The sequence below is a fragment of the Staphylococcus massiliensis genome, from assembly GCF_043186315.1.
GTDB classification, from domain to species: domain Bacteria; phylum Bacillota; class Bacilli; order Staphylococcales; family Staphylococcaceae; genus Staphylococcus; species Staphylococcus massiliensis.
Map to the genome: position 1 here is coordinate 64,656 of NZ_CP171119.1, position 22,193 is coordinate 86,848.

General features: G+C 34.6%; 19 protein-coding genes. 7 read left to right on the forward strand and 12 right to left on the reverse strand.

Annotated features, from left to right (window positions below):
* The first annotated feature begins 98 nt into the window (after window positions 1-98).
* Together murB and ACF3N8_RS00270 are read left to right on the forward strand one after the other, a co-directional pair.
* Window positions 99-1,019 (forward strand): UDP-N-acetylmuramate dehydrogenase, encoded by a 921-nt coding sequence (gene murB / locus ACF3N8_RS00265; protein WP_009383088.1) that lies wholly within the window; start codon window positions 99-101, stop codon window positions 1,017-1,019.
* 13 nt (window positions 1,020-1,032) lie between these two features.
* A complete protein-coding gene (locus tag ACF3N8_RS00270; RefSeq protein ID WP_009383090.1) occupies window positions 1,033-1,347 on the forward strand; it encodes a CHY zinc finger protein in 315 nt (104 codons plus the stop codon).
* A gap of 790 nt (window positions 1,348-2,137) precedes the next feature.
* On the opposite strand, the gene ACF3N8_RS00275 is transcribed toward ACF3N8_RS00270, so the two are convergent.
* The 8 genes from ACF3N8_RS00275 to nrdI all read right to left on the reverse strand — a co-directional run bounded on the left by ACF3N8_RS00275 (window position 2,138) and on the right by nrdI (window position 10,746).
* Window positions 2,138-3,172, reverse strand: a complete 1,035-nt coding sequence (locus ACF3N8_RS00275) for a siderophore ABC transporter substrate-binding protein (protein ID WP_017176638.1) — start codon at window positions 3,170-3,172, stop codon at window positions 2,138-2,140.
* Between the two features lie 86 nt (window positions 3,173-3,258).
* A complete protein-coding gene (locus tag ACF3N8_RS00280; protein ID WP_009383094.1) occupies window positions 3,259-4,032 on the reverse strand; it encodes an ABC transporter ATP-binding protein in 774 nt (257 codons plus the stop codon).
* Window positions 4,029-4,991, reverse strand: coding sequence for an iron chelate uptake ABC transporter family permease subunit (locus ACF3N8_RS00285; protein ID WP_009383095.1), 963 nt, complete (start codon window positions 4,989-4,991; stop codon window positions 4,029-4,031). The genes ACF3N8_RS00280 and ACF3N8_RS00285 overlap by 4 nt, the downstream gene beginning before the upstream one ends.
* Window positions 4,978-5,946, reverse strand: coding sequence for an ABC transporter permease (locus ACF3N8_RS00290; protein WP_039990764.1), 969 nt, complete (start codon window positions 5,944-5,946; stop codon window positions 4,978-4,980). Before ACF3N8_RS00290 ends, ACF3N8_RS00285 begins: the two co-directional genes overlap by 14 nt.
* 178 nt (window positions 5,947-6,124) lie before the next feature.
* A complete protein-coding gene (locus ACF3N8_RS00295) occupies window positions 6,125-6,859 on the reverse strand; it encodes a hypothetical protein (RefSeq protein WP_009383097.1) in 735 nt (244 codons plus the stop codon).
* A 293-nt stretch (window positions 6,860-7,152) separates the two neighbouring features.
* On the reverse strand, window positions 7,153-8,124 hold the full coding sequence (gene nrdF / locus ACF3N8_RS00300) for a class 1b ribonucleoside-diphosphate reductase subunit beta (RefSeq protein WP_009383098.1): 972 nt from the start codon (window positions 8,122-8,124) through the stop codon (window positions 7,153-7,155).
* 154 nt (window positions 8,125-8,278) lie between these two features.
* Window positions 8,279-10,384 carry a class 1b ribonucleoside-diphosphate reductase subunit alpha gene (gene nrdE / locus ACF3N8_RS00305; protein ID WP_238101088.1) on the reverse strand — a complete coding sequence of 702 codons (2,106 nt, stop codon included), beginning with the start codon at window positions 10,382-10,384 and terminating at the stop codon, window positions 8,279-8,281.
* A complete protein-coding gene (gene nrdI, locus ACF3N8_RS00310; RefSeq protein WP_009383100.1) occupies window positions 10,384-10,746 on the reverse strand; it encodes a class Ib ribonucleoside-diphosphate reductase assembly flavoprotein NrdI in 363 nt (120 codons plus the stop codon). Before nrdI ends, nrdE begins: the two co-directional genes overlap by 1 nt.
* Window positions 10,747-11,289: 543 nt before the next feature.
* On the opposite strand from nrdI, the gene ACF3N8_RS00315 reads away from it, so the two are divergent.
* The 5 genes from ACF3N8_RS00315 to ACF3N8_RS00335 all read left to right on the forward strand — a co-directional run bounded on the left by ACF3N8_RS00315 (window position 11,290) and on the right by ACF3N8_RS00335 (window position 17,694).
* Window positions 11,290-12,147, forward strand: coding sequence for a DMT family transporter (locus tag ACF3N8_RS00315; RefSeq protein ID WP_009383101.1), 858 nt, complete (start codon window positions 11,290-11,292; stop codon window positions 12,145-12,147).
* A 19-nt stretch (window positions 12,148-12,166) separates the two neighbouring features.
* Window positions 12,167-12,661 carry a preQ(1) synthase gene (queF, locus tag ACF3N8_RS00320; protein ID WP_009383102.1) on the forward strand — a complete coding sequence of 165 codons (495 nt, stop codon included), beginning with the start codon at window positions 12,167-12,169 and terminating at the stop codon, window positions 12,659-12,661.
* Window positions 12,662-12,828: 167 nt separating this feature from the next.
* Window positions 12,829-14,343 carry a peptide MFS transporter gene (locus ACF3N8_RS00325; RefSeq protein WP_009383104.1) on the forward strand — a complete coding sequence of 505 codons (1,515 nt, stop codon included), beginning with the start codon at window positions 12,829-12,831 and terminating at the stop codon, window positions 14,341-14,343.
* Window positions 14,344-14,590: 247 nt separating this feature from the next.
* Complete coding sequence (locus ACF3N8_RS00330; protein WP_009383105.1) at window positions 14,591-16,096, forward strand: peptide MFS transporter; 1,506 nt, start codon at window positions 14,591-14,593, stop codon at window positions 16,094-16,096.
* 686 nt (window positions 16,097-16,782) lie between these two features.
* Window positions 16,783-17,694, forward strand: a complete 912-nt coding sequence (locus ACF3N8_RS00335; RefSeq protein ID WP_009383106.1) for a diacylglycerol kinase family protein — start codon at window positions 16,783-16,785, stop codon at window positions 17,692-17,694.
* A gap of 128 nt (window positions 17,695-17,822) precedes the next feature.
* Here the strand turns inward: ACF3N8_RS00335 and ACF3N8_RS00340 are convergent, their stop codons facing one another.
* The 4 genes from ACF3N8_RS00340 to ACF3N8_RS00355 form a co-directional block, all read right to left on the reverse strand.
* Entirely contained in the window at window positions 17,823-18,353 is a 531-nt protein-coding gene (locus ACF3N8_RS00340) for a 5'-3'-deoxyribonucleotidase (protein WP_009383107.1), read from the reverse strand.
* A gap of 154 nt (window positions 18,354-18,507) precedes the next feature.
* A complete protein-coding gene (gene hisC / locus ACF3N8_RS00345; RefSeq protein WP_017176641.1) occupies window positions 18,508-19,563 on the reverse strand; it encodes a histidinol-phosphate transaminase in 1,056 nt (351 codons plus the stop codon).
* Window positions 19,564-19,629: 66 nt separating this feature from the next.
* The gene (locus ACF3N8_RS00350; RefSeq protein WP_238093846.1) at window positions 19,630-21,153 is read right to left on the reverse strand and encodes an ABC transporter permease/substrate-binding protein; all 1,524 of its coding nucleotides are present in this window, start codon (window positions 21,151-21,153) and stop codon (window positions 19,630-19,632) included.
* Complete coding sequence (locus ACF3N8_RS00355; RefSeq protein ID WP_009383110.1) at window positions 21,150-22,109, reverse strand: ABC transporter ATP-binding protein; 960 nt, start codon at window positions 22,107-22,109, stop codon at window positions 21,150-21,152. Before ACF3N8_RS00355 ends, ACF3N8_RS00350 begins: the two co-directional genes overlap by 4 nt.
* Window positions 22,110-22,193: the final 84 nt, after the last annotated feature.

A 22,193-nucleotide genomic window follows, 5' to 3' on the forward strand; every position in this document is an offset into this window, starting at 1 on the left:
AATTTATTTTATTGAAAATGAACCCATGTTATTTCACATCACTTTAGAATAGTTGCTATAATAAAGCTATCAAAACTTTTAGAAAGGATGTTTTTGTCTTGCATAACGACAACATCTTAAATGAATTAAAGCAAGTCATTCCGGAAGATATTATTAAAGTGGATGAACCACTCAAACGCTATACCTATACAGAAACTGGCGGCAAGGCCGACTTTTACATATCTCCATCTAAAATTGAAGACGTTCAAAGCGTTATGAAATATGCGTATAAACATGATATCCCCGTTACGTTTTTAGGTAATGGATCAAATATTATCATCCGTGAAGGTGGTATTCGCGGCATTGTACTAAGTTTACTTGAGCTAAACTACGTTGAAGTTTCAGACGCTTCAATTATCACGGGTAGTGGTCGTGCGATTATCGACGTTTCAAGACTTGCTCGCGACAATCATTTAACTGGACTTGAGTTCGCTTGCGGTATCCCTGGCTCTGTAGGTGGTGCTGTCTATATGAACGCTGGTGCATACGGCGGCGAAGTTAAAGACTGCATCGATTACGCTTTATGCGTTGATGATGAAGGTCATTTATTCAAGCTATCTAACGAAGATCTTAAATTAGGTTATCGTCAAAGTATCGTTCAGGAAAAGCACTACGTCGTTTTAGAGGCTGCATTCACGCTAGAACCTGGCGATTATGAAGAAATTAATGCGAAGATGGAAGACCTTACAGAACGCCGTGAAACAAAACAACCTTTAGAATACCCTTCATGCGGTAGTGTGTTCCAACGCCCACCAGGTCACTTCGCAGGTAAACTCATTCAAGATTCTGATTTACAAGGTCACCGTATTGGCGGCGTTGAAGTATCTAAGAAACATGCCGGCTTTATGGTTAACGTGGATAACGGTACAGCGACAGACTACGAAGACCTGATCCACCACGTTCAAGACGTTGTCAAAGAGAAATTCGACGTCGAACTGAAACGTGAAGTACGTATCATTGGCGAACATTTAGAACAATAGAAAGCAGGATTTTATGGTAAATGTCTACGGCAATACGGTTGATAATGAGACGCGTTGTATTCATTATCAATCCTACTTAGATATTATCGCGATTAAATTTAAATGTTGCGGTAAATATTACCCTTGTTATAAATGTCATAACGAGAACGAAAGTCATGCAACACGAAGATGGTCTAAAGAAGAATTCGACGAACGCGCGATTCTATGCGGCCATTGCGGATATGAACTCACAATAAATGAATATATGATGACTGAAACATGCCCCCATTGCAAAAGCCATTTCAATAATCGTTGTAAATACGATTACCACCACTACTTTAGAATGTAGTTTGACTTAGGCTATTAATTTTTTAGTTGGCGGGTTAAGTGTTTTAAAGATGAGGCTATGAAGCGCGTGCTTCATAGCTTCTTTTTTGAGATTGAAAACCTTGAGTTAAGGGGAGTATCGTGTGTTGTAGGTTTAATTGGCGGCAATGGTTATAATGAAAGTGAGTATTTAAGGATACAGCTTCTATCACAATTGCTTCATACATCAAATTATGATTAAATTTGAGTTGAATCACTTAATTACATGTTGGGGTTTATCAAGAAATGCTAGACGTGATAAACAAAGGGGCTCTGTTTATCAAGATTTCTTAAACGTGATAATCCAAGGGCTTTTGTTTATCAAGACTTTTCAAACGTGATAATTCAAGGGCTCTGTTTATCAAGATTTCTTAAACGTGATAAACAAAGGGGCTCTGTTTATCAAGATTCTTCAAACGTGATAATCCAAGGGCTTTTGTTTATCAAGATTCTTCAAACGTGATAATCTAACGGCTTCTGTTTATCAAGATTCTTCAAACGTGATAATCCAAGGGCTTTTGTTTATCAAGATTTCTTAAACGTGATAATCCAAGGGCTTTTGTTTATCAAGATTCTTCAAACGTGATAATCCAAGGGCTTTTGTTTATCAAGAATCTTCAAACGTGATAATCCAAGGGCTTCTGTTTATCAAGATTCTTCAAACGTGATAAACCGCACCGACCCACCATCCAACTCCGCTTCAAACTGCAATAAAAAACCAAGCATGACTCCCTTTAAGAAATCACGCTCGGCTCTCTCAATAAATCAAACTATTATTTTTTAAACGCTTTTTCTAATTCTTCAATCTGCATAATTGATGTCGTTGTAGAACCAGCTGAGAAGTACCACAACTTAGGATCAAGTTCGATAATTTTACCTGACTTAATCGCACTTACATTTTTCAGAACGTCATTGCCTAGTACTTTTTTAGATGACGCTTTACCACTTACAGCTTGACCGCGGTCCATAGCGAATATAATGTCCGGGTTCATTTTGTTGATATACTCGTTAGAGATAACTTGACCATGTGGGCTTTGTTTAATATCTGTATCAGCAGGCGTGAATCCTAAAGTATCGTAAACGAGACTACCGAAGCGATCACCAGGACCGTATGTTGATAATTCGCCTTCGTTAACGAGTAAGTACATACCTTTAGCTTTTAAATCCTTCGTTTTCGCTTTCACACCAGCAATTTTATCTTCTAACTTTTGATTTAATTCCTTAGCTTTATCTTCTTTACCAAAGATTTTTCCTAAATTATCCGTATTCGTTTTAACAGATTTTAAGTAATTTTTATCATCTGCACCCATGTATACCACTTTGGCTTTTGGCGCAGCTTTCTTAAATTCATCTAAGTTCTTTTGATAAGCTGTTCTACTTGATAAGAAGATGATATCTGGTTGGATTTTAGCAACTTTATCAAAGTCAATCGTTTTTAAGTCCCCAGTATTTTCATATTTATCATCTTTAAATTCTTTTAAAAAGTCTGGTAATAACTCTTTATTTTCACCCTTAGGTAAAGCTTTAATCTCATCTTTTACACCAAGTTCTTTTAACGTATCTAACGCACCATAATCAAATACGATAACTTTCTCAGGATTAACAGGCACATCGACTGTTTCAGAAACTTTCTTTTGTTCTTTGCTGTCTTTATTTTCATCACGTAATTTAAAGTTATTCTCTACTTTAATAGTTTTCTCACTTGAAGCTTTTTCACTACTTTTTTCTTCTTTCTTACTAGATTGATTACCACATGCAACTAATAAAAATGCTAAACATATAACGACTAGAAAACTTAATCTTTTCATTAAATTCACTCCTACTGATTTCTTAAATACTTGTCCCCACAATTATATGCGTATCTCTTAACGCGCCATCACTCCTTTCAATAATGCTAACTTGATTGTTTATCCTCGAAATACATGCAGAACTTTTGATTCGAAATCGTTTGTATCGAGACATCCATTTCATAAATCTCTGACAATATCTTGGAATCAATAACATCGTCTTTCGTTCCTTCATGTACAATTCGCCCTTTTTTAAAAGCAATAATATTATCTGAATAACATGACGCAAAGTTAATATCATGAATCACAATAATAATTGTCTTATTTAAATATTCAGCTAGATTTTTCAACGTCTGCATAATCTGAACAGAATGTTTCATATCCAAATTGTTCAACGGTTCATCAAGCAAGATATAATCCGTATTCTGAGCTATCGTCATTGCGATGTACGCCCGTTGCTTTTGCCCGCCTGATAATGTTTTGATATTTCGATGACGAATTTCATCAAGATGTAACAGATTTAGAGCACGGTCAACCTCTTGATGATCATCGTCCTTCAAATAGCCTTTTGAATAAGGGAAACGCCCAAATTGAACAAGCTGCTCAACCGTAATGTTCAGTTCTGTATGATTCGCTTGCTTTAAAATTGAAAGCCTTTTGGCAAGTTCGTTTGTCGGCACTTTGAAAAGCGCATCGCCATCAATATGAACTGAACCACTTTCGAGTTCAATAAGTCGACTAATGAGTGATAAGAATGTACTCTTACCGGCACCATTAGGACCAATAATTGAAGTAAGCTTTCCTTTTTCAATATCAACATTTACATCTTCTAAAATCTTAGTGTCTCTTATATGGACGTCAACGCCTCTTACTTCAATCATGCTAAGTGTCTCCTTTTAACTAGAATGTAGATAAAATAACTGCCGCCTACTAAATTGATGAGAATACTCACTTCATTTGTCGCTTCAAACAACTGTTCAACGCCAAATTGCGCGAGTATCAAAACAATCCAACTCAAACAAATCGTGACAGGTAAAAGATATTTATGTTCATACGTTTTCATAAATTCATGCGCAATATTAATCGTCATGAGTCCAAGAAATGTGATTGGACCAACGAGTGCGGTAGATATGGATACAAGGATTGCGACAAGTATCATCAAGAGTCGTGTGAATACTTCATAACGTATACCTAAGTTTATCGCATGGGCTTTACCAAGCAGTAAGACGTCTAAAGTCGGTAATAAGCGTACGATAGATAGTATGATCATAATCAAAATGATTGCCGAAAGTAATACCAGCTTTGAATTGGAAGCATCGAAACTTGCGAACATTGCACTTTGTATTTGCAAAAAGTCCTCGGGATTAATCAATAATTCAATAAAGCCCGTTATACTTTTAAAGAAAGTTCCCATAACAACGCCCATCAATAAGATCATATAAACTGAGAATTGAAATGTCTTGAAGATAACTTGAAATAATATGAGCGCAAATAACATCATGACAAATACAGTAATGATAAAATTCGCGTAAATATTCGTATTCCAAAATGATTGCACACCGAATACAAAAATCAGAAGAACCTTAATAAATATGTAAACTGCATCAAGTCCCATAATAGACGGTGTTAATAATCGGTTAACGGTTATGGCTTGAAAAATCGTTACCGAAGTGGCGATTGCAGCACCTACAAATAACATTAAGACAAGCTTCCGTACTCGACTTGAAAATTGGTATTCAAATATTTCGAAATCGAGTCCTATAAATAAGTAAGCAATGCTGATTATAAGTGTGACCGCAACAAGCAGTATCAGTTTTTTCTTTTTCTCAAGTAGTTTCATGACGTCGACCTCGAATCAATAACATAATAAATATCACCGTTCCAAATACACCTATCGTGAGACCAATATTCACTTCGTATGGATACACGACAAGACGACCGATCACATCAGAAATCAGCACAAATATAGCACCTAACATTGCTGTATGTGGCAGCGCTGCTTTTAAATGGTCCCCTTTGAAAATAGAAACAATATTCGGAACAATCAATCCTAAGAAAGGTAAAGTTCCAACCGTTACCACAACGAGTGCCGTGATAATCGACGTAAAGAAAAGCCCTAGATTAATAATAAATTGATAATTAAGACCGAGATTTTGGCTAAAATCTTTACCCATACCAGCAATCGTAAATTGGTTCGCAAATATGTAAGTTAAAACTAAAATTGGAATACTTAGATAGAGTACTTCATATCTGCCACTCGTTATAATTGCAAAGTTACCATGCATCCAGTTACCTAAACTTTGAACCGCATTGGTACGCAATGCAAAGAAATTTGTAAAACTCGACACAACAGCGCCCATCATGATGCCTAAGAGCGGCACAAAGATCACATCTTTAAACTTAATCAATTCAACTAACCTTACAAATAGAAAAGTACCTAACAAACTGAAACATATCGCTAAAATAAGCTTCAATAGCCTGCTTGAAGTAGGAATTAATATTAATGAAATTAAAATACCAAACTTCGCCCACTCCATTGTGCCTGCAGTAGTCGGACTAACAAATTTATTTTGAAGCATTTGTTGCATGATTAAACCTGCTAAAGCTAAGCTACTTCCACAAATGATGATACTCATCGTTCTGGGAATGCGACTTGCATATAAAATATTCCACTCTTCATGCGACCATGATGGGATGTGTGTGACATCCAGCTGATGAACGCCAACAAAGAGTGATGTCACCGAACAAATGATTAACACGATGCACAAAAGCCAACCATTCATTAGTAATTTCATAATAGAATCCTCTTTCAATGTGATGTATTTTGCAAATGATAATCAATTTCAATTAAATTTTATCACTTTCCTCACATAAATCAATACTTTATTTAACTTTTGTTAAGATTTTGTTAATAAAAAAGCAGGCTAGACATTCGTCTAACCTGCAATGCTCATATCTTATTGAGTTTTGTGATTAAATACCTAAGTGACCTTTTTGAACGTAACCATTCGCATCGAAGTTGAAACTAATAATCGCGTCATCAATGTTGTAAGTCATACTGAATTGGTTGTTTTCACCTTCTTTTACTTGAGCTGGTTGACCATAAGCTTTAATGATATCTTGTTTACTAATTTGACCTTTCTTAACATCGAAGTTTGCGATGTGTGGCATACCTGCGTCATCGAAGTTTGTAATTTGTGTATCTGCAACATTTTTAATAGCCATAGGTTCTGATTCTTTAGGCGTAACCATATTGATTTTGTAACCGTTTAGCGTCACATTGTTGTGCTTAACTGCATTAACGAATGTCGACTCAACGATAAAGCTAGAATCATAGCTTGTATGACCTTTGTATGCATACCAAGGTCTAATTTGGGGTTTGTATGTTTTATTAGGTGCGTAAATTGTAACTTTATATTCATCTGCGATACGTTGCGTTTCTCTATCTACTGCATGAGAGAATGATTCAGCTGTTTCATGACCATAATGAGGTACATTGTTTTCTAATTCTTGGTACTGAGCTTCAGTCATACCTTTAGGAACAACACCGCCATATGGACGTTGACCTTGAGATGCTTGTGTTTGTGTATGTGCTTGGTCTTCATTTGTAGCTTGATGATCTTCCGCTGCTTCCATAGTCCCTGATACCCCTGTAAATAAAACTGTTGATGCTAAAAGTGACGAAACAAATAAATTTGATTTTTTCATAATTACACTCCTTTGATTTCTTTTACATTACGAATGTTACTATAATATTACAAATATTACTATTAAATGAATGTAAAATTCTTTTTATTATTATTTAAAGTGTTAAATACTTTAATATGATTTAAATTTAATACGTAATACATTTCATTAATTACGATTTCATCGCTTAAATTTTTATATCTCTTTTTTTAAAAGCACTACCGCTAAGTTAAGCCAAATTTAATAAAAAAAAGAGTTAGCACAATTAGAATAACTCCTAATTATACTAACTCTTACAAGCAACAATGTAAGTTTTATTTATCATCAAAGTTAAAGTCTTCATCTTGTAACGCTTCAACATTTAACGCTAGCGTATAGCCATCACCTTTTACTGAGAAGAAGTCATGGTTTTTAGTAGACGTATCTAGCGCATTTTCAATAATTGGGTTGAATTCACGTTCTTCAAAGTAAGGTTCAAAACCTAGGTTTGATAAAGCTTTATTACCGTTATAACGTACATAATTTAAAACATCTTCAGTTAAACCAATAGCGTCATAAAGTCCTTTTGTATAACTCACTTCGTTTTTATATAGTTCATCTAATAATTTATACATTTGTTGATCAGCTTTTTGTTTTTCGCTCTCTGATAATTCATTACGTAGACTTTGAGCATCTAAACCAGTGAATACACCGTGAATAGATTCATCTAAAAGAATCTTTCTGATGATTTCACCTGAAGTCGTCATTCTACCTTGTCCAGCTAAGTATAGTGGATAGTAGAAACCAGAATAGAATAAAAATGTTTCTAAAAATACACTTGAGACACGTGCCATATATTGATCATAGATGGAGGCATCTTTACACCATAATTTATGGTAGTTTGAAACGATTTTATCTGATTTATATTTTAAATGAGGCTCTTCTAAAACCCATTTATCAAGTAATTCATTAGTCTCACTAGATGGAAGTAAAGTCGTGAAGATATGAGAATAACTTTTCGCATGAATTTGTTCCATCATAGCCATAAATGAATACACTGCTTTTTTACGTAAATCTTTCGTATGCATCATAATTAAAGGCATGCCATCATCTGCTTGATGCGTATCTAAACCTGTTAATCCTGCTAAAGCTTTTTTAAAAGCATTCTGTTCATCATCTGTTAAAGTTTTCCAGCTCGCAATGTCTTTTGATACTTTGAATTCTGTTTCAACCCACATTTGTGAGATATTTTGTCTCCAGAACATATTCGTCATATCTTCTTGTGTATTCCAATTGACAGCAATCATTTTAATTCTCCATTCATTTAAATTTCTATTTCGTTAGGCACTTCAATTCATTCTTAATTAAAAGACTGATATAACGTTTGTTTAATATATTACGATCATTTATCGCTAAAATAGAACACCCATTTTCAAAATGGATGTTACTATTTCTATCTATTTAAATGGCACAACTTGTACATTCATCTACGCTTAATAATTTGTTACGTGTATAGTAAAGAGATTTTAACCCTTTGTAGTGTGCATATACATATAAACGTGATAATTCACGTGTAGAAATCTCAGAATTCACGTAAAGAATCGTTGAGATACCTTGGTCAACGTGCGTTTGAATTGTTGCGATTAAATCAATTAATTTCATTTGGTCAGTATTGAATGCTGACTTGTAATACCACATCGTTTGAGGTGATAAGAATGGCATTGGATAAAATGTTTCAGCATTGCCGTAAGTACGACGTTCAATCTGGTCTACAATTGGCATCACTGAGCTTGTAGCATTTTGAACATATGAAATACTTTGTGTCGGCGCAATTGCTAAACGATAAGCATGGTATAAGCCATGTTCTTTAACTTTTTCTGCTAGTGCTTTCCAATCTTCTGTAGTTGGAATATCTAAACCTTCGAATAAAGCTTTAACTTTATCATATTTTGGTGAAAAATCATTTTCAGTATAACGATTGAAATACTCACCGCTTGCGTAATCTGAATCTTCAAAGCCTACATATTTTTCTTGACGGTCTTTTGCAATTTGCATAGAACGTTCGATTGAATAATAGTTCATCATCATGAAGAACGTATTCGCGAAGTCTTTCGCTTCTTCAGATTCATAATTAATATGGTTTTTCGCTAAATAACCATGAAGGTTCATAACACCTAAACCTACTGAGTGAAGTTCACTGTTAGCCTTTTTAACGCCAGGTGCGTTTTGAATATTTGCTTCATCACTTACAAAAGTTAATGCATCCATACCAGTATGAACTGAATCTCTAAACTTGCCTGATTCCATAACATTCACGATGTTCATAGAACCAAGGTTACAAGAAATATCTCGTTTAATTTCATCTTCAATACCGTAATCATTTATAATTGAAGTTTCTTGTAATTGGAAGATTTCTGTACATAAATTACTCATTTTGATTTGACCAATATTAGAGTTAGCATGTACTTTATTCGCATTATCCTTGAACATAAGGTAAGGATAACCAGATTGTAATTGCGTTTGAGCAATAATGTTTAACATCTCACGAGCATCTTTTGCTTTTTTCATGATATTAGGATTCTCAACAAGTTTATCGTAGTAATCATCAATATTAATATCATCTAGTGTTACACCATATTCACGTTCAACAGTGTGTGGTGCGAACATATAGAAGTCCTTACCTTCTTTCGCAAGATCAAAGAATTTAGAAGGTACAATTAATCCTGTTGAAATTGTAGATAGACGTAAATCTTCATCTGCGTTTACCTTTTTTGTATCTAAGAACTCTTCAACATCATAATGGAAGATATTGAGATAAACCGCACCAGCACCTGGACGTTGACCAAGTTGATCGGCATAACTAAAGCCACCTTCTAAGGATTTAGCTACTGGTAGCACACCTTTAGCTACACCTTTAATGCCTTTAATCGCCTCACCTCTAGCACGTAATTTAGATAAGTTGATTGCAACACCGCCGCCAATTTTACTTAATTGTTTAGCTGTAGAGTCGATAAAGTTAATAGAATTTAAGCTATCGTCTACTTCAAGTAAGAAACATGAAACAAGTTCGCCACGACGTGCACGACCTGCATTTAAGAATGTAGGTGTTGCAGGTTGATAACGTTGTTCAATCATCGCTTGGATAAATTGCTTAGCTGTCGCTTTATGACCATCAGCTAAATATAAAGAAACGATGACAACGTGTTCTTTATAATCCTCTAAGTATTGAGTTTTATCATTCGTTTTTAAAGCATAATCTTTAAAGAATTTACTTGCTGACATGTAACTCGCAAAAGTAAAAGGTAAATTCTGAGCAAAATCTGTAATTTCTCTTAAGTCCGCTTCACTGTACTTTTCAAACACATCGAAATAAAAATCCTGATCTACTAAGTAATGTAAGCGCTCAATCGCATCGTCAAAATAGATTGTATGATCTTTAATTTCTTCCAGGTAATTCTCTAAAGCTTCTTGGTCCTTCTCAAGGTTGAAGAAGCCATTCTCTTTACGCTTAGTAACTTCATTATTTAGTTCAATATGGTTATATGTTTTTTGTTCCATCGTCTTCATCAAAAATTGCCCACCTTATCCTTAAATTCTATAACGTCCTGCTTATTGCCTTGTAACTCAAATTTCATAAGTAAGGGTACATGATATTTATCCGCAACAACACGGCCTGCTTTCGCAAAATTCTGTCCCCAATTTCTATTGCCACTCGCTGCTACAGCTGATAGATTGGCATGATTGATGTCTAAAAATTGTTGTACCGGTTCTGGAACCTCCCCAAAGCCGATTGTACCCGTGACTAATATAAAAGCTTCATCTAATTTTGTATGCATGTTATCAGATGTTATCTCGAACGTATCTTCGATTTCAGTACGCTTAATAAATCTTCTAACATTGCCTGTGAATGAAAAATACACAACTTTCATATCGCCACCTGCTTTCTTAACATTCTAATTATGTATGTTCGAACACGACTACATATAGTATATGAAAATTGTTAAATAAGAAGTAAATTGTTTGAGTTTTTGTTTGAAAACATAATAAAACGGGTGTAAATCAACTATAATGATGTGATTCCAATCTATATTTGTTTTATTCCAAACCACAATATATTGTGTTTGATTTCAATCACTCATACTATATTATGTGTTCATTATACATAACTCATAATTAGATTTAAAGACAAACACCTAGTGAAAAATGTCACCTTTTGTCATATTAAGCGATGAAATTGCATCTACATCCACTCACTAAGAATTTATGACAGAATTTAAAACTTCTTTAGAACACACTTTTATACGTAAAATTTTCACGATACTTCAACACGATAAAACATCACTGTTCGCTTATCGAACATATGTTCTATTTATAGAATAGCCTATTCTTAAATTAATTTCAACTGTATAGGAAATTAAATACAAATATGCTAATATAGATACGTTAAAATTTAGAATTGAGGCGATTTTGGTTTGAATTCAAAATTAAAAGGTATTATCGCAATCTTAATTTCAGCTATCGGATTTAGTTTTATGGCTGTATTTTTTAGATTATCTGGTGATTTACCTGTCTTTCAGAAATCTTTAGCAAGAAACCTAGTGGCTATGTTTATACCCTTGTTTTTTATTCTTAAATACAAACAACCATTTTTTGGTAAACTTTCAAGTCAACCACTATTGTTTTCTCGCTCAACATTAGGATTACTAGGCGTTTTATTAAACATTTACGCCATTGATCATATGGTACTTAGTGACGCAGATATTCTTATGAAACTTAACCCATTTTGGACGATTTTATTAAGTTTAATTTTCCTCCATGAAAAGGTAAGAAAATACCAATGGATCGCTATGATTATTGCAATATTAGGGATGTTACTCATCGTTAAGCCAGAATTTTCATCATCAGTGATTCCAGCTATTGGTGGCTTACTTTCAGGAATTTTCGCAGCAAGTGCTTATACTTGTGTACGTGCACTAAGTGCTAAAGAGAAACCTTATACAATCGTATTTTACTTCTCTTTCTTTTCAGTCATAGCATTAATTCCATTCGTTATATTTACGTATGAACCAATGACTACGAAACAAATTTTATTATTAATAGGTGCAGGTCTTTCAGCTGCCGTTGGTCAGATCGGGATTACCGTTGCTTATAGTTATGCGCCAGCAAAAGACATTTCAATATTCACATACGCATCTATCATATTCACAGCAGTATTCGGTTTCTTCTTATTTAATGAAACACCTGACCCATTCGCAATTGCAGGTTATGTCATTATTCTAGGAGCAAGTTATTACATGTTCCAAAAAGCGAGAAGAAGTCGCATTTCATAACTATTAAAGGAGTGTTTACATGAGTAGAGAAAAGCACGAATTAGACGATCTAACATTGCTCGGTAACAAAAACAATACGTATCATTTCGATTATGATCCAAAATTATTAGAGTCATTTGATAATAAACATCCAAACCGTGATTACTTTGTAAAATTTAATTGTCCTGAATTTACATCACTATGTCCTATCACAGGACAACCAGACTTTGCTACCATTTATATTTCATACATCCCTAATATTAAGATGGTAGAATCTAAGTCACTGAAACTTTATTTATTTAGCTTCAGAAATCATGGGGATTTCCATGAAGATTGTATGAATATTATTATGAATGACTTAATCGATTTAATGGATCCTCACTATATAGAAGTATGGGGCAAATTCACGCCACGTGGCGGTATTTCAATTGACCCTTATACGAACTATGGTAAGCCTGGAACGAAATACGAAAAGATGGCCGAACATCGCTTAATGAATCACGATTTATATCCTGAAAAGATCGATAATCGTTAGATTTGTATAAATTATTTATAAGCAACAAATTGTTAAGGAGTTAAGTTCACAATATCTTAACTCCTTTTCTTTATGTCGAGTTAAATATTAAAAATTTTCAAAAAACTTCTTGTTAAATCAAATTGTAACGTATAAAATAAAATTCAGAGATATCGAGAGGTGAAGTTATGGGAAACACACATTACACTAAAGAAGAAATTATCGAAAGCACACCGCGTTCAGGATTCTTTGGGCATCCTAAAGGATTAGGAACACTCTTTTTCACAGAGTTTTGGGAACGATTTAGTTACTATGGCATGAAAGCCATCCTGGCATATTACATATACTATTCGGTTGCTAAAGGTGGATTTGGCATTGAGCAAGGTCTAGCACTACAAATCGTGTCTATCTACGGTGCCCTTGTTTACATGAGTGGTATTATTGGTGGTTGGATAGCCGATAGAATAACAGGCACACGCCACGCGTTATTCTATGGTGGTATATTGATCATGATTGGTCATATTCTACTGTCATTACCGAATAATTTCACATTATTATTACTAGCATTATTGTTCTTAATTATTGGTACCGGATTACTCAAACCAAATATTTCATCAACAGTTGGTTTACTTTATGAAAAGAACGATCCAAGATTAGATTCAGCATTCACAATCTTTTACATGTCTATTAACATGGGTGCGTTCTTATCACCTTTATTAATTGGTTGGTTACAAGTAAACGTAGGATTCCATGCCGGCTTTGCTGTAGCAGCAATTGGTATGTTTATAGGTCTTGTGATTTACTTCTTCACTAATAAAAAGCACTTAGGCTTAGCAGGTGTTGAAGTCCCTGACCCATTATCAAAAGATGAAAGATCTAAATTCATTAAAATTATAAGTGTCGCAGTAATTGCTATTATCGCTGTAACTGTATTATTAGCAGTCATGAACAAACTTTCTCTTGAAAGTTTTGCGAATATTGTGTCTATTTTAGGCGTTGTTATTCCTTTCATTTACATTGCACGTATTATTTCAAGCCATAAAACGAAATCTCACGAGCGAAAACGCGTACTTGCTTATATACCTTTATTCGTAGCATCTGTAGCATTCTGGATGATTCAAGAACAAGGTTCAACAATCATTGCTCAATTTGCAGATACTAAAACACAACTTAGCATGTCTAAATTAACTGGTGGCGCCATTGATTTTAATATTCCAGCTTCATGGTTCCAATCAATTAACCCATTAGTAATCATTATCTGTGCCCCACTATTTTCTTTAATGTGGGTCAAGTTAGGTAAATTTAACCCTTCTACTGTAGTTAAGTTCGCTATTGGTACAGTTTTAGGTGGTATTTCATACATCATAATGGTTATTCCTTTAAGTGGCGAAGTAACTTTAATTCATCCAATGTGGATTTTCTTGAGTTTATTACTCGTTACTTTAGGAGAATTATGCATCTCACCTATTGGGTTATCGACAACTACGAAATTAGCACCTGAAGCATTTACAGCACAAATGATGAGTATTTGGTTCTTATCTAACGCAATGGCTCAAGGCTTAAACGCGCAAATGGTTAAAGTTTATACAACGATTAGCCAAGGTGACTACTTCTTATATTCAGGCATTATTGCCATTAGCATAGGTGTCGTGCTCTTATTATTTAGTCCATTCATTAAAAAATTAATGGCTGGCGTGAAATAATCGAAAACATAAAAAATTACGTAACTTTTATAAAAGCAAAATAATCGTCATCATGACGGTTGTTTTGCTTCTTTTTTATGCATAATACATTGATTTTATTGATTAATAACAAATAAATTAAAACAGAAATTAACATTTCTAATATTGTTGATTTTCTAAATTTTGTTGTAATTTAGCAAATAAAGACGTATGATTTTAAATATCGACGAAATTATATATTAAGGGAAAAAGAAAGGTGTCTTTTAAAATGAGAAATAACAATAATCGTGGTGCACCGACCGAAATCCCTCAGACCGGATTCTTTGGACATCCAAGCGGTTTAGGGATACTTTTTTCAGTTGAATTTTGGGAGAGATTCAGTTACTACGGCATGCGTGCACTACTCATCTTCTATATGTATTATGCGATAGAAGATGGTGGGCTAGGACTCGAACAAACGACCGCTCAGTCGATTCTATCAATCTACGGGTCGTTAATTTTCATGACGTCTATTCTTGGGGGATGGATTGCAGATAGAATTTTAGGTACAAGGTCAGCAACTTTCCTAGGTGGCGTATTAATTATAATCGGCCACATATTCTTAAGTTTACCGATAGGCGGCCTTGTCGCATTATGCATTTCGATGTTCTTTATTATCATTGGATCAGGTTTAATGAAACCGAACATTTCAAATATCGTTGGTCGTTTATATCCTAAAGGCGACTCAAGAATGGACTCAGGTTTCGTTATATTTTATATGGCAGTCAATATGGGTGCCCTTATCGCACCTATTGCACTTACGCATTTCGAGAAGACTAAAAACTTCCATGGCGGTTTCTTAATTGCAGCAATTGGTATGGGATTAGCTCTAGTTATCTACCTACTATTCACACGTAATACGCTAGGTCAAGTTGGGTTAAAACCAGAAGACCCTTTATCTCATAAAGAAAAGAAACTCTACGGTAAGATTTTCGGTTTCTCAACATTAGCACTCGTTATTGCAGCTATCATAGGTTTAATGACACAAACCTTAACGTTCGACTTAATTAGTTATATCGTATTAGTGCTCGGTTTAGTTTTACCAATCGTATACTTCACGATCATGATTCGCAGTAAAGAAGTATCAGATACTGAACGATCACGTGTTTACGCATTCATACCATTGTTTGTAGTTGGTGTCATTTTCTGGTCTATTCAAGAACAAGGTGCGAACGTACTGAACGTGTTTGCTAAAAAGAGCGCTGATTTATCGCTCAATTTATTCGGATTAGAGTTTGATTTTCCATTGACGTGGTTTCAAACGATCAATCCTTTCTTTATCGTAGTATTCGCACCTATTATTTCATTCTTATGGAAAAAGCTTGATAAGTATGAACCAAGCTTACCAATGAAGTTCGCAATCGGTTTAATGTTCGCAGGTGCTTCATTTATACTAATGATGGTTGTTATTATGATGACAGGAAGCGCTAAAATCGCGGTATTTTGGATTATTCTTTCATACATGATTTGCGTTATTGGTGAGTTATTGATTTCGCCAACAGGTAGTAGTTCTGCTGTTAAATTAGCACCTCTAAAATTTAACGCGCAAATGATGAGTCTTTGGTTACTTACTAATGCAACTGCACAAGCTTTAAATGGACAACTCGTGAAATTAATTCCTATTTTAGGAGACCGCAATTACTTTGGCTTTATCGGTGGTTTCGCTGTTTTAATAGGTATCGTGATTTTCTTAATCACACCTATCATAAAGAGAAGTATGAAAGGTATTCACTAATAATAAATCAATGCAAAGCGCACAAATTCATGTGCGCTTTTTTAAATATGAATAAACGCATTATACCAGTAATTAACAAACAATTTAGAATATTAGTGATATAAAATTTTCAATAATGCAGATTCAACGAAAGCTTTGATATGTTATAATTTAAAAGTAAATTTAGTTGTAAAACATTATAGTTTTAAATATACACATTACATAAGAGGAAAAATGATGAGATTTTCAATATCCCTATTTTTATTATTATTATACATATTACCAATACCATTTATTTTGTTGTATTGCGTTTACGAATATCATTATAAGTACATATATATAATAGTTACATTACTATATTTTCTGGTTTCATGTTTTCAATTAAGATATTTATCCATTTTCAGGATTAACGTAGGCCACCTCATCATGCTTTGTACATCTTTATTCGCTTATGAGAGTATCGCTGTTAATAGTGCTTGGGAATGGACGTTTAATAAATATGAACCGATTTATTTCATCTTTTTAACGACGCTCTTATTATATATCTTTCAAATGCTATTATTAGTGTCTTTTAGAAAAAGAAAGGTATTATAAATAAAATAGATACAAACATAAGCAAGCGTATTTATCTTTGCCAAAGAGACAAAATAAAGTATAAAATATGTAATGAACATACAAAATTTACCTTTAAGAAAGTAGGTTATTTTATGTCTCATAATTATGAACATGGCATTCTTTTTTATCATGAACATTCTGGTTTAGATGATATCAACCTAGGTATTGGTACTGCAACGCAATATTTAAGTCAGATGTGTAAGCGCGTAACTGTTCAACTTAGTGAAGAAAAAGGACAAATTAAAGACTATTGTAAAAAGATAAAAGAACAAACGTATGCCGAAGATGCTGATATTTTATTCATTTTAGGCGGAGATGGCACAGTCAATGAGCTTGTAAATGGCGTATGTGAGAATGGATTAAACTTACCAATCGGCGTATTACCTGGTGGTACATTTAAAGATTTTACTAAAACACTTAATTTAGATGGTAACTTTAAAAAGGCAAGTGAACAATTACCTCAAACTACTCAGAAAGCATATGATGTTATGAAAGTTAACGGTGAATATGCACTCAACTTCGCTGGTATGGGGCTTATGGTTCAAAACGCTGAGAATGTTCAAGATGGTTCAAAGGATATCTTTGGTAAATTAAGTTATATTGGATCTACGATTAAAACTTTAGCGAATCCAACACACTTTGATTATAAAATGAAAGTAGACGACTATACTGAAGAAGGCGACACATCTATGATTCTTATCGCTAACGGCCGCTTTATCGGTGGCGGTAAAATTCCTATGACCGACATGACGCCGGATGATGGTACGTTAAATGTTTTCATTTTTAACGATTATAGTGTGAGTATCATGAAAGATATTTTTAGCTTACGTGATAGTATGAATTGGAACGAAATTAGTGAAAATATTGGACATGTTGAAGGTAAGCACATTCAAATTGAAACATCACCGACTATGAAGGTTGATGTCGATGGCGAAATTGCTTACGAAACACCTATAGACATCGAAATCTTACCGCAACATATTGAAATCCTGACACTACAATAAAATAAATGATATTGATAAAAAACATATTAAACCCGATTCCACACGACCAAAGTCACGATCGCAAAATCTTAACTGTATGTTTAAGATTACGACAAATGACTGGTAAACGCGTGAAATCGGGTCTTTTTTTAGTTTAGAAAGTAAGCTTCGACTTCTTTCCAGTTATTTAAACGTGTAAACTCAGTTTCGTTTACATTATGTGGTGCTGTAAACATAAGTGGTTTACCTGTATGAATACGTAGTTGTTTCGGATTATCGTCAATCAAATAATCTGTAAGTGCGACATTTTTACGTCCACAGAATACGAAATGTTGTGGGTCTAGGAATGCGAAATGTTCACGTAACCAATCATATTTATCACTAAATGAAGTCGGCACATCCATAGCTGCTGTAACGATATAAATATCGTAATGTTCATTTAACTTCTTAACAACTTCAACTGCATCAGGAATCACTTTTAAGCGTCTGAAAAAGCCGTTACTCGCAAGTATATCCTTAATCACAGCTTGATGTTCAGGCATAACATTGCGTAACTTATCGCCTTCAAGACTTTCCAACGTAACGCCTAATTCTGTCTTTTTATTAAACTCTTCTAAAAGTGAGCCAACCGTATCAGCTAGCACTTCATCCATATCTATACCTATAGATTCTCTTGCCATGAATTACAACTCCCTTTTAATAGTAGCACCACAAGTATATCAAATTTGTATATGAATCACACGCAATCATTATCACACTAAAAAAGCGGTAGAGAAATACCAATGATTTCTTCTACCACTTCTTTATCAGGGTTTTACGCTATTAAAACAACATTTAAAATTCAAATGACTCTAATACGCGTCTAACTTTATCATTTTGATCTTCGAAGCCAATTGAAATGCGTAAGCCATCAGGGAATTCTCTCGTAATTGCCCCTACTTCTAATAGTGCTTCATATAAATCGTGAGGTCGATCCGTTTTAACGTAGATGAAGTTTGTTTCACTATCATAGAAGTGCTTACTTGCTTCAAGTTCATAGAATTTTTCACGCTCAGTAACAACTTTAGATGTAACATCTTTTAAATAATCTTGGTCTTCAAGTGCTGCTTGAGCTGCTACTTGCGTTAAGACACCAATATCAAATGGCGGTCTAATTATATCCCAGTTGTTGACGTGAGATTCGTCCGCAATGACATAACCGATACGTAAACCAGCTAAACCATAAGCTTTGGAGAAAGTACGTAATAATACGACGTTTTGATATTTGTCTTGTAGTTCGAATGTATTCGGATAATCTTCTTGGTTAACGAATTCAAAGTAAGCTTCGTCCACCATTACCAATACGTCATCAGGCACTTGTGAAATAAAGTTTTCAAGCGCTTCATGCGTTACATAAGTACCTGTTGGATTATTCGGATTACAAATCCAAACCATCTTTGTTTTGTCATCAATTTCATTTAAAATGCCATCTAAATCAAAGTAACCGTCCTTTAAAGGTACTTCAACAACTTCAGCGCCTTCTACAATCGCATTGCGTTTATATTGGCCGAATGTTGCTTCACTAGTAACGATTTTATCGCCATCATCAAGTTCAGTGCGTGTAATCGTTAGAATTGCTTCGTCTAAACCAGCGCCAAAGAATAATGTTTTGGGATTAATATTGTAAAATTCACTTAATGCTTCACGTACTTGAGGTACATCTGTTTCAGGATAATAGAAGATGCGATCTAAGTTTTCTTGAATCGCTTCTTTAACTTTCGGTGAAGGTCCATAAACGTTCTCGTTAGATGCGAGTTTAAATAAATCAACGTCAAGGTTATATTTATCTTTTAATCCTTCTGGTGATAAACCAGCTTGGTAAGCTTGCATGTCTTTTAATTGTTCCTTCATAAGACCACCTCAGTTTCTATGTTTTAGATATTATAATTTAATTATAAATCTTTTACACAATAAAAATCAATCAGACGACTTTAGAAGCCCTTCTTTTTCAAGATATTCACGTGCTACTTTCTCTGGTGATTCACCTTCTACAGACACTTTATAGTTCATCTCTTGCATGTCTTCATCAGAAATTTTGTTCTCAAGTTTATTTAACGGTTTCTTAATTTCTTCATGTTTTTCGATGTAGGACTTTTTAAACATTGGCGCACCTTGATAAGGCGGAAACACTTTCTTATCATCTTCTAGCACAATCATATCGTATTTCTTAAGTTCTGCATCTGTTGAATAAGCGTCGATGAGATTGATATCACCCTTTTCAACAGCTTGATAACGTAACTTAGGTTCCATTGTTTTTACGTCATCAAAGTTTAAGCCATAGGATTTCTTAATTGCTTTAAATCCATCACCGCGGTCATTAAATTCCATAGTGAAACCAGGTTTAATTTCGTCTTCAACCTTTTTCAAGTCGCTAATCGTTTTGAGGTCGTGTTCTTCAGCAAAGTCTTTCTTAACCGCAAGCGCGTATGTGTTGTTAAATTTCATTGGTTTTAACATCGTCATATCATGTTTTTTCTCAAGACTTTGTTTCGCTTGGTTGTATACTTTATCTGCATCTTTAGATTTAGGCGGTTCTTTTGTAAGTTCGCCTAAAACCGTACCTGTAAACTCAAGGTAACCATCTATGTCTCCAGATTTTAAAGCGTTAAATAAGAATGATGTTTTACCTAAACCATCTTCTACTTTTACCGTGTCATCTGTTTCTTCTTCAATCAGAATCTTATACATATGTGTAATAATCGAAGGCTCAGCACCTAACTTACCAGCTATTGTGATATTGTCACCCTTCTTCGTGAGCATAGGACCTACGATGACGAGTAACATAGCGAGTAAAATACTTAACAGGATGATTAAGGCCTTTTTATAAGAGACGCGCTCTAAATAACGAAGCACAAAGTCAAATAGGATGGCTAAAATCGCAGCCGGTATTGCACCAATAAGAATTAACGATGCATCATTGCGATCGATACCGAGTAAGATAAGATCACCAAGACCACCTGCACCAATTAAAGCTGCGAGTGTAGCCGTACCAACGATAAGCACCATAGCTGTTCGAATCCCTGCCATAATGACGGGCATTGCGATTGGTAACTCTACTTTAGTTAAACGTCGTAACGGCTTCATACCAATACCTTTAGCCGCTTCAACAAGAGAGCCGTCTACTTCCTTAATACCCGTGTAAGTATTACGGAGAATCGGCAATAATGCATACACGACTAACGCAATTATAGCTGGTACTTTACCGATACCGAATAACGGAATCATTAAACCAAGTAAGGCGAGTGATGGAATCGTTTGAAGCACCGCCGCTATATTAATCACGATTTCTGAAATTTTCTTCGTCTTAGTTAATAAGATACCGAGTGGCACACCAATTAATCCCGCGATTAACAGTGCTATAAAGGATAATTGAATATGCTCGATTAACACTTGCAACAGTTCAGACTTACGTTCTGCTAACGTTTCGAAGAATTGTTTCATGATAACGCACCTCTTTGACTATGAGCTAAGAAAGTAAAGACGTCTTGTCGGTTAAGCTGGTAAAACATTTCGCCATCACAACATACCAAGACGTTATCTGAACGGGATAACTCATCATAAATATCTTGTATCGTCGCATCTTCACTCACGACTGGTAAACTCGGATCTTCATCCGTCTTAGGTAAGTGAATTTGGTTAATAATATCTTTCACCGTCACTTGTTTAATCATATATGCGTCTAAGTCACCAATAAATTGTCTTACGAACTCATTTTTCGGCTGCGTCATAAATTCATCAGGTGTTCCAATTTGTTCTTGGTGCCCCTCATTTAAAAGACAGATACGATCACCTAATTTGAAGGCTTCTTGTATGTCATGCGTCACGAAGACAATCGTTTTCTTAATCTTACTTTGAATATTTAATAAATCATCTTGAAGTTTTTCTCTACTAATTGGATCTAATGCACTAAACGGTTCATCCATGAGAATAACAGGTGGATCTGCAGCTAATGCACGAAGCACCCCAACTCTTTGACGTTGCCCACCTGATAACTGATGAGGCAGACGGTCTTTATAAACTTCAGGTTCTAAACCAACCATTTCCATAAGTTCGTTAACACGGGCGTCAATGCGCTTAGCGTCCCATTTCTTCATTTGAGGCACTTGCGCGATATTATCTTTAATCGTCATATGCGGAAATAAAGCAATTTGTTGAAGCACATAACCAATATCCCATCTCATTTCATGAACAGGATAACTACTTATTGGTTTGTCGTTGAAATAGATAAACCCGTCTGTTAAAGGGATTAAGCGGTTAATCATCTTAAGTGTAGTCGTTTTACCGCAACCAGATGGTCCAATTAAGACGAAAAATTCGCCCTCTTTAATATTAAAGCTTAAGTCATCTACGGCTACTTTATCCTTGTAACGCTTGGTCACATTCTTGAATTGAATCATATCATTACCTCTTTTAATATGTATTTTTAACAAAAGATGATAAATTAATGTAAGTTTAGAGTATATTCCAAATTTTTACAACAT

Coding starts and splice junctions, on each gene's coding strand:
- ACF3N8_RS00270 (WP_009383090.1), top strand. CDS start 1,033: ATGGTAAATGTCTACGGCAATACGGTTGATAATGAGACGCGTTGTATT.
- ACF3N8_RS00280 (WP_009383094.1), bottom strand. CDS start 4,032: ATGATTGAAGTAAGAGGCGTTGACGTCCATATAAGAGACACTAAGATT.
- ACF3N8_RS00340 (WP_009383107.1), bottom strand. CDS start 18,353: ATGGCAAGAGAATCTATAGGTATAGATATGGATGAAGTGCTAGCTGAT.
- ACF3N8_RS00295 (WP_009383097.1), bottom strand. CDS start 6,859: ATGAAAAAATCAAATTTATTTGTTTCGTCACTTTTAGCATCAACAGTT.
- hisC (WP_017176641.1), bottom strand. CDS start 19,563: ATGAAGGAACAATTAAAAGACATGCAAGCTTACCAAGCTGGTTTATCA.
- ACF3N8_RS00325 (WP_009383104.1), top strand. CDS start 12,829: ATGGGAAACACACATTACACTAAAGAAGAAATTATCGAAAGCACACCG.
- ACF3N8_RS00335 (WP_009383106.1), top strand. CDS start 16,783: ATGTCTCATAATTATGAACATGGCATTCTTTTTTATCATGAACATTCT.
- nrdE (WP_238101088.1), bottom strand. CDS start 10,384: ATGAAGACGATGGAACAAAAAACATATAACCATATTGAACTAAATAAT.
- queF (WP_009383102.1), top strand. CDS start 12,167: ATGAGTAGAGAAAAGCACGAATTAGACGATCTAACATTGCTCGGTAAC.
- ACF3N8_RS00350 (WP_238093846.1), bottom strand. CDS start 21,153: ATGAAACAATTCTTCGAAACGTTAGCAGAACGTAAGTCTGAACTGTTG.
- nrdI (WP_009383100.1), bottom strand. CDS start 10,746: ATGAAAGTTGTGTATTTTTCATTCACAGGCAATGTTAGAAGATTTATT.
- ACF3N8_RS00330 (WP_009383105.1), top strand. CDS start 14,591: ATGAGAAATAACAATAATCGTGGTGCACCGACCGAAATCCCTCAGACC.
- nrdF (WP_009383098.1), bottom strand. CDS start 8,124: ATGATTGCTGTCAATTGGAATACACAAGAAGATATGACGAATATGTTC.
- ACF3N8_RS00275 (WP_017176638.1), bottom strand. CDS start 3,172: ATGAAAAGATTAAGTTTTCTAGTCGTTATATGTTTAGCATTTTTATTA.
- ACF3N8_RS00355 (WP_009383110.1), bottom strand. CDS start 22,109: ATGATTCAATTCAAGAATGTGACCAAGCGTTACAAGGATAAAGTAGCC.
- ACF3N8_RS00290 (WP_039990764.1), bottom strand. CDS start 5,946: ATGAAATTACTAATGAATGGTTGGCTTTTGTGCATCGTGTTAATCATT.
- ACF3N8_RS00285 (WP_009383095.1), bottom strand. CDS start 4,991: ATGAAACTACTTGAGAAAAAGAAAAAACTGATACTGCTTGTTGCGGTC.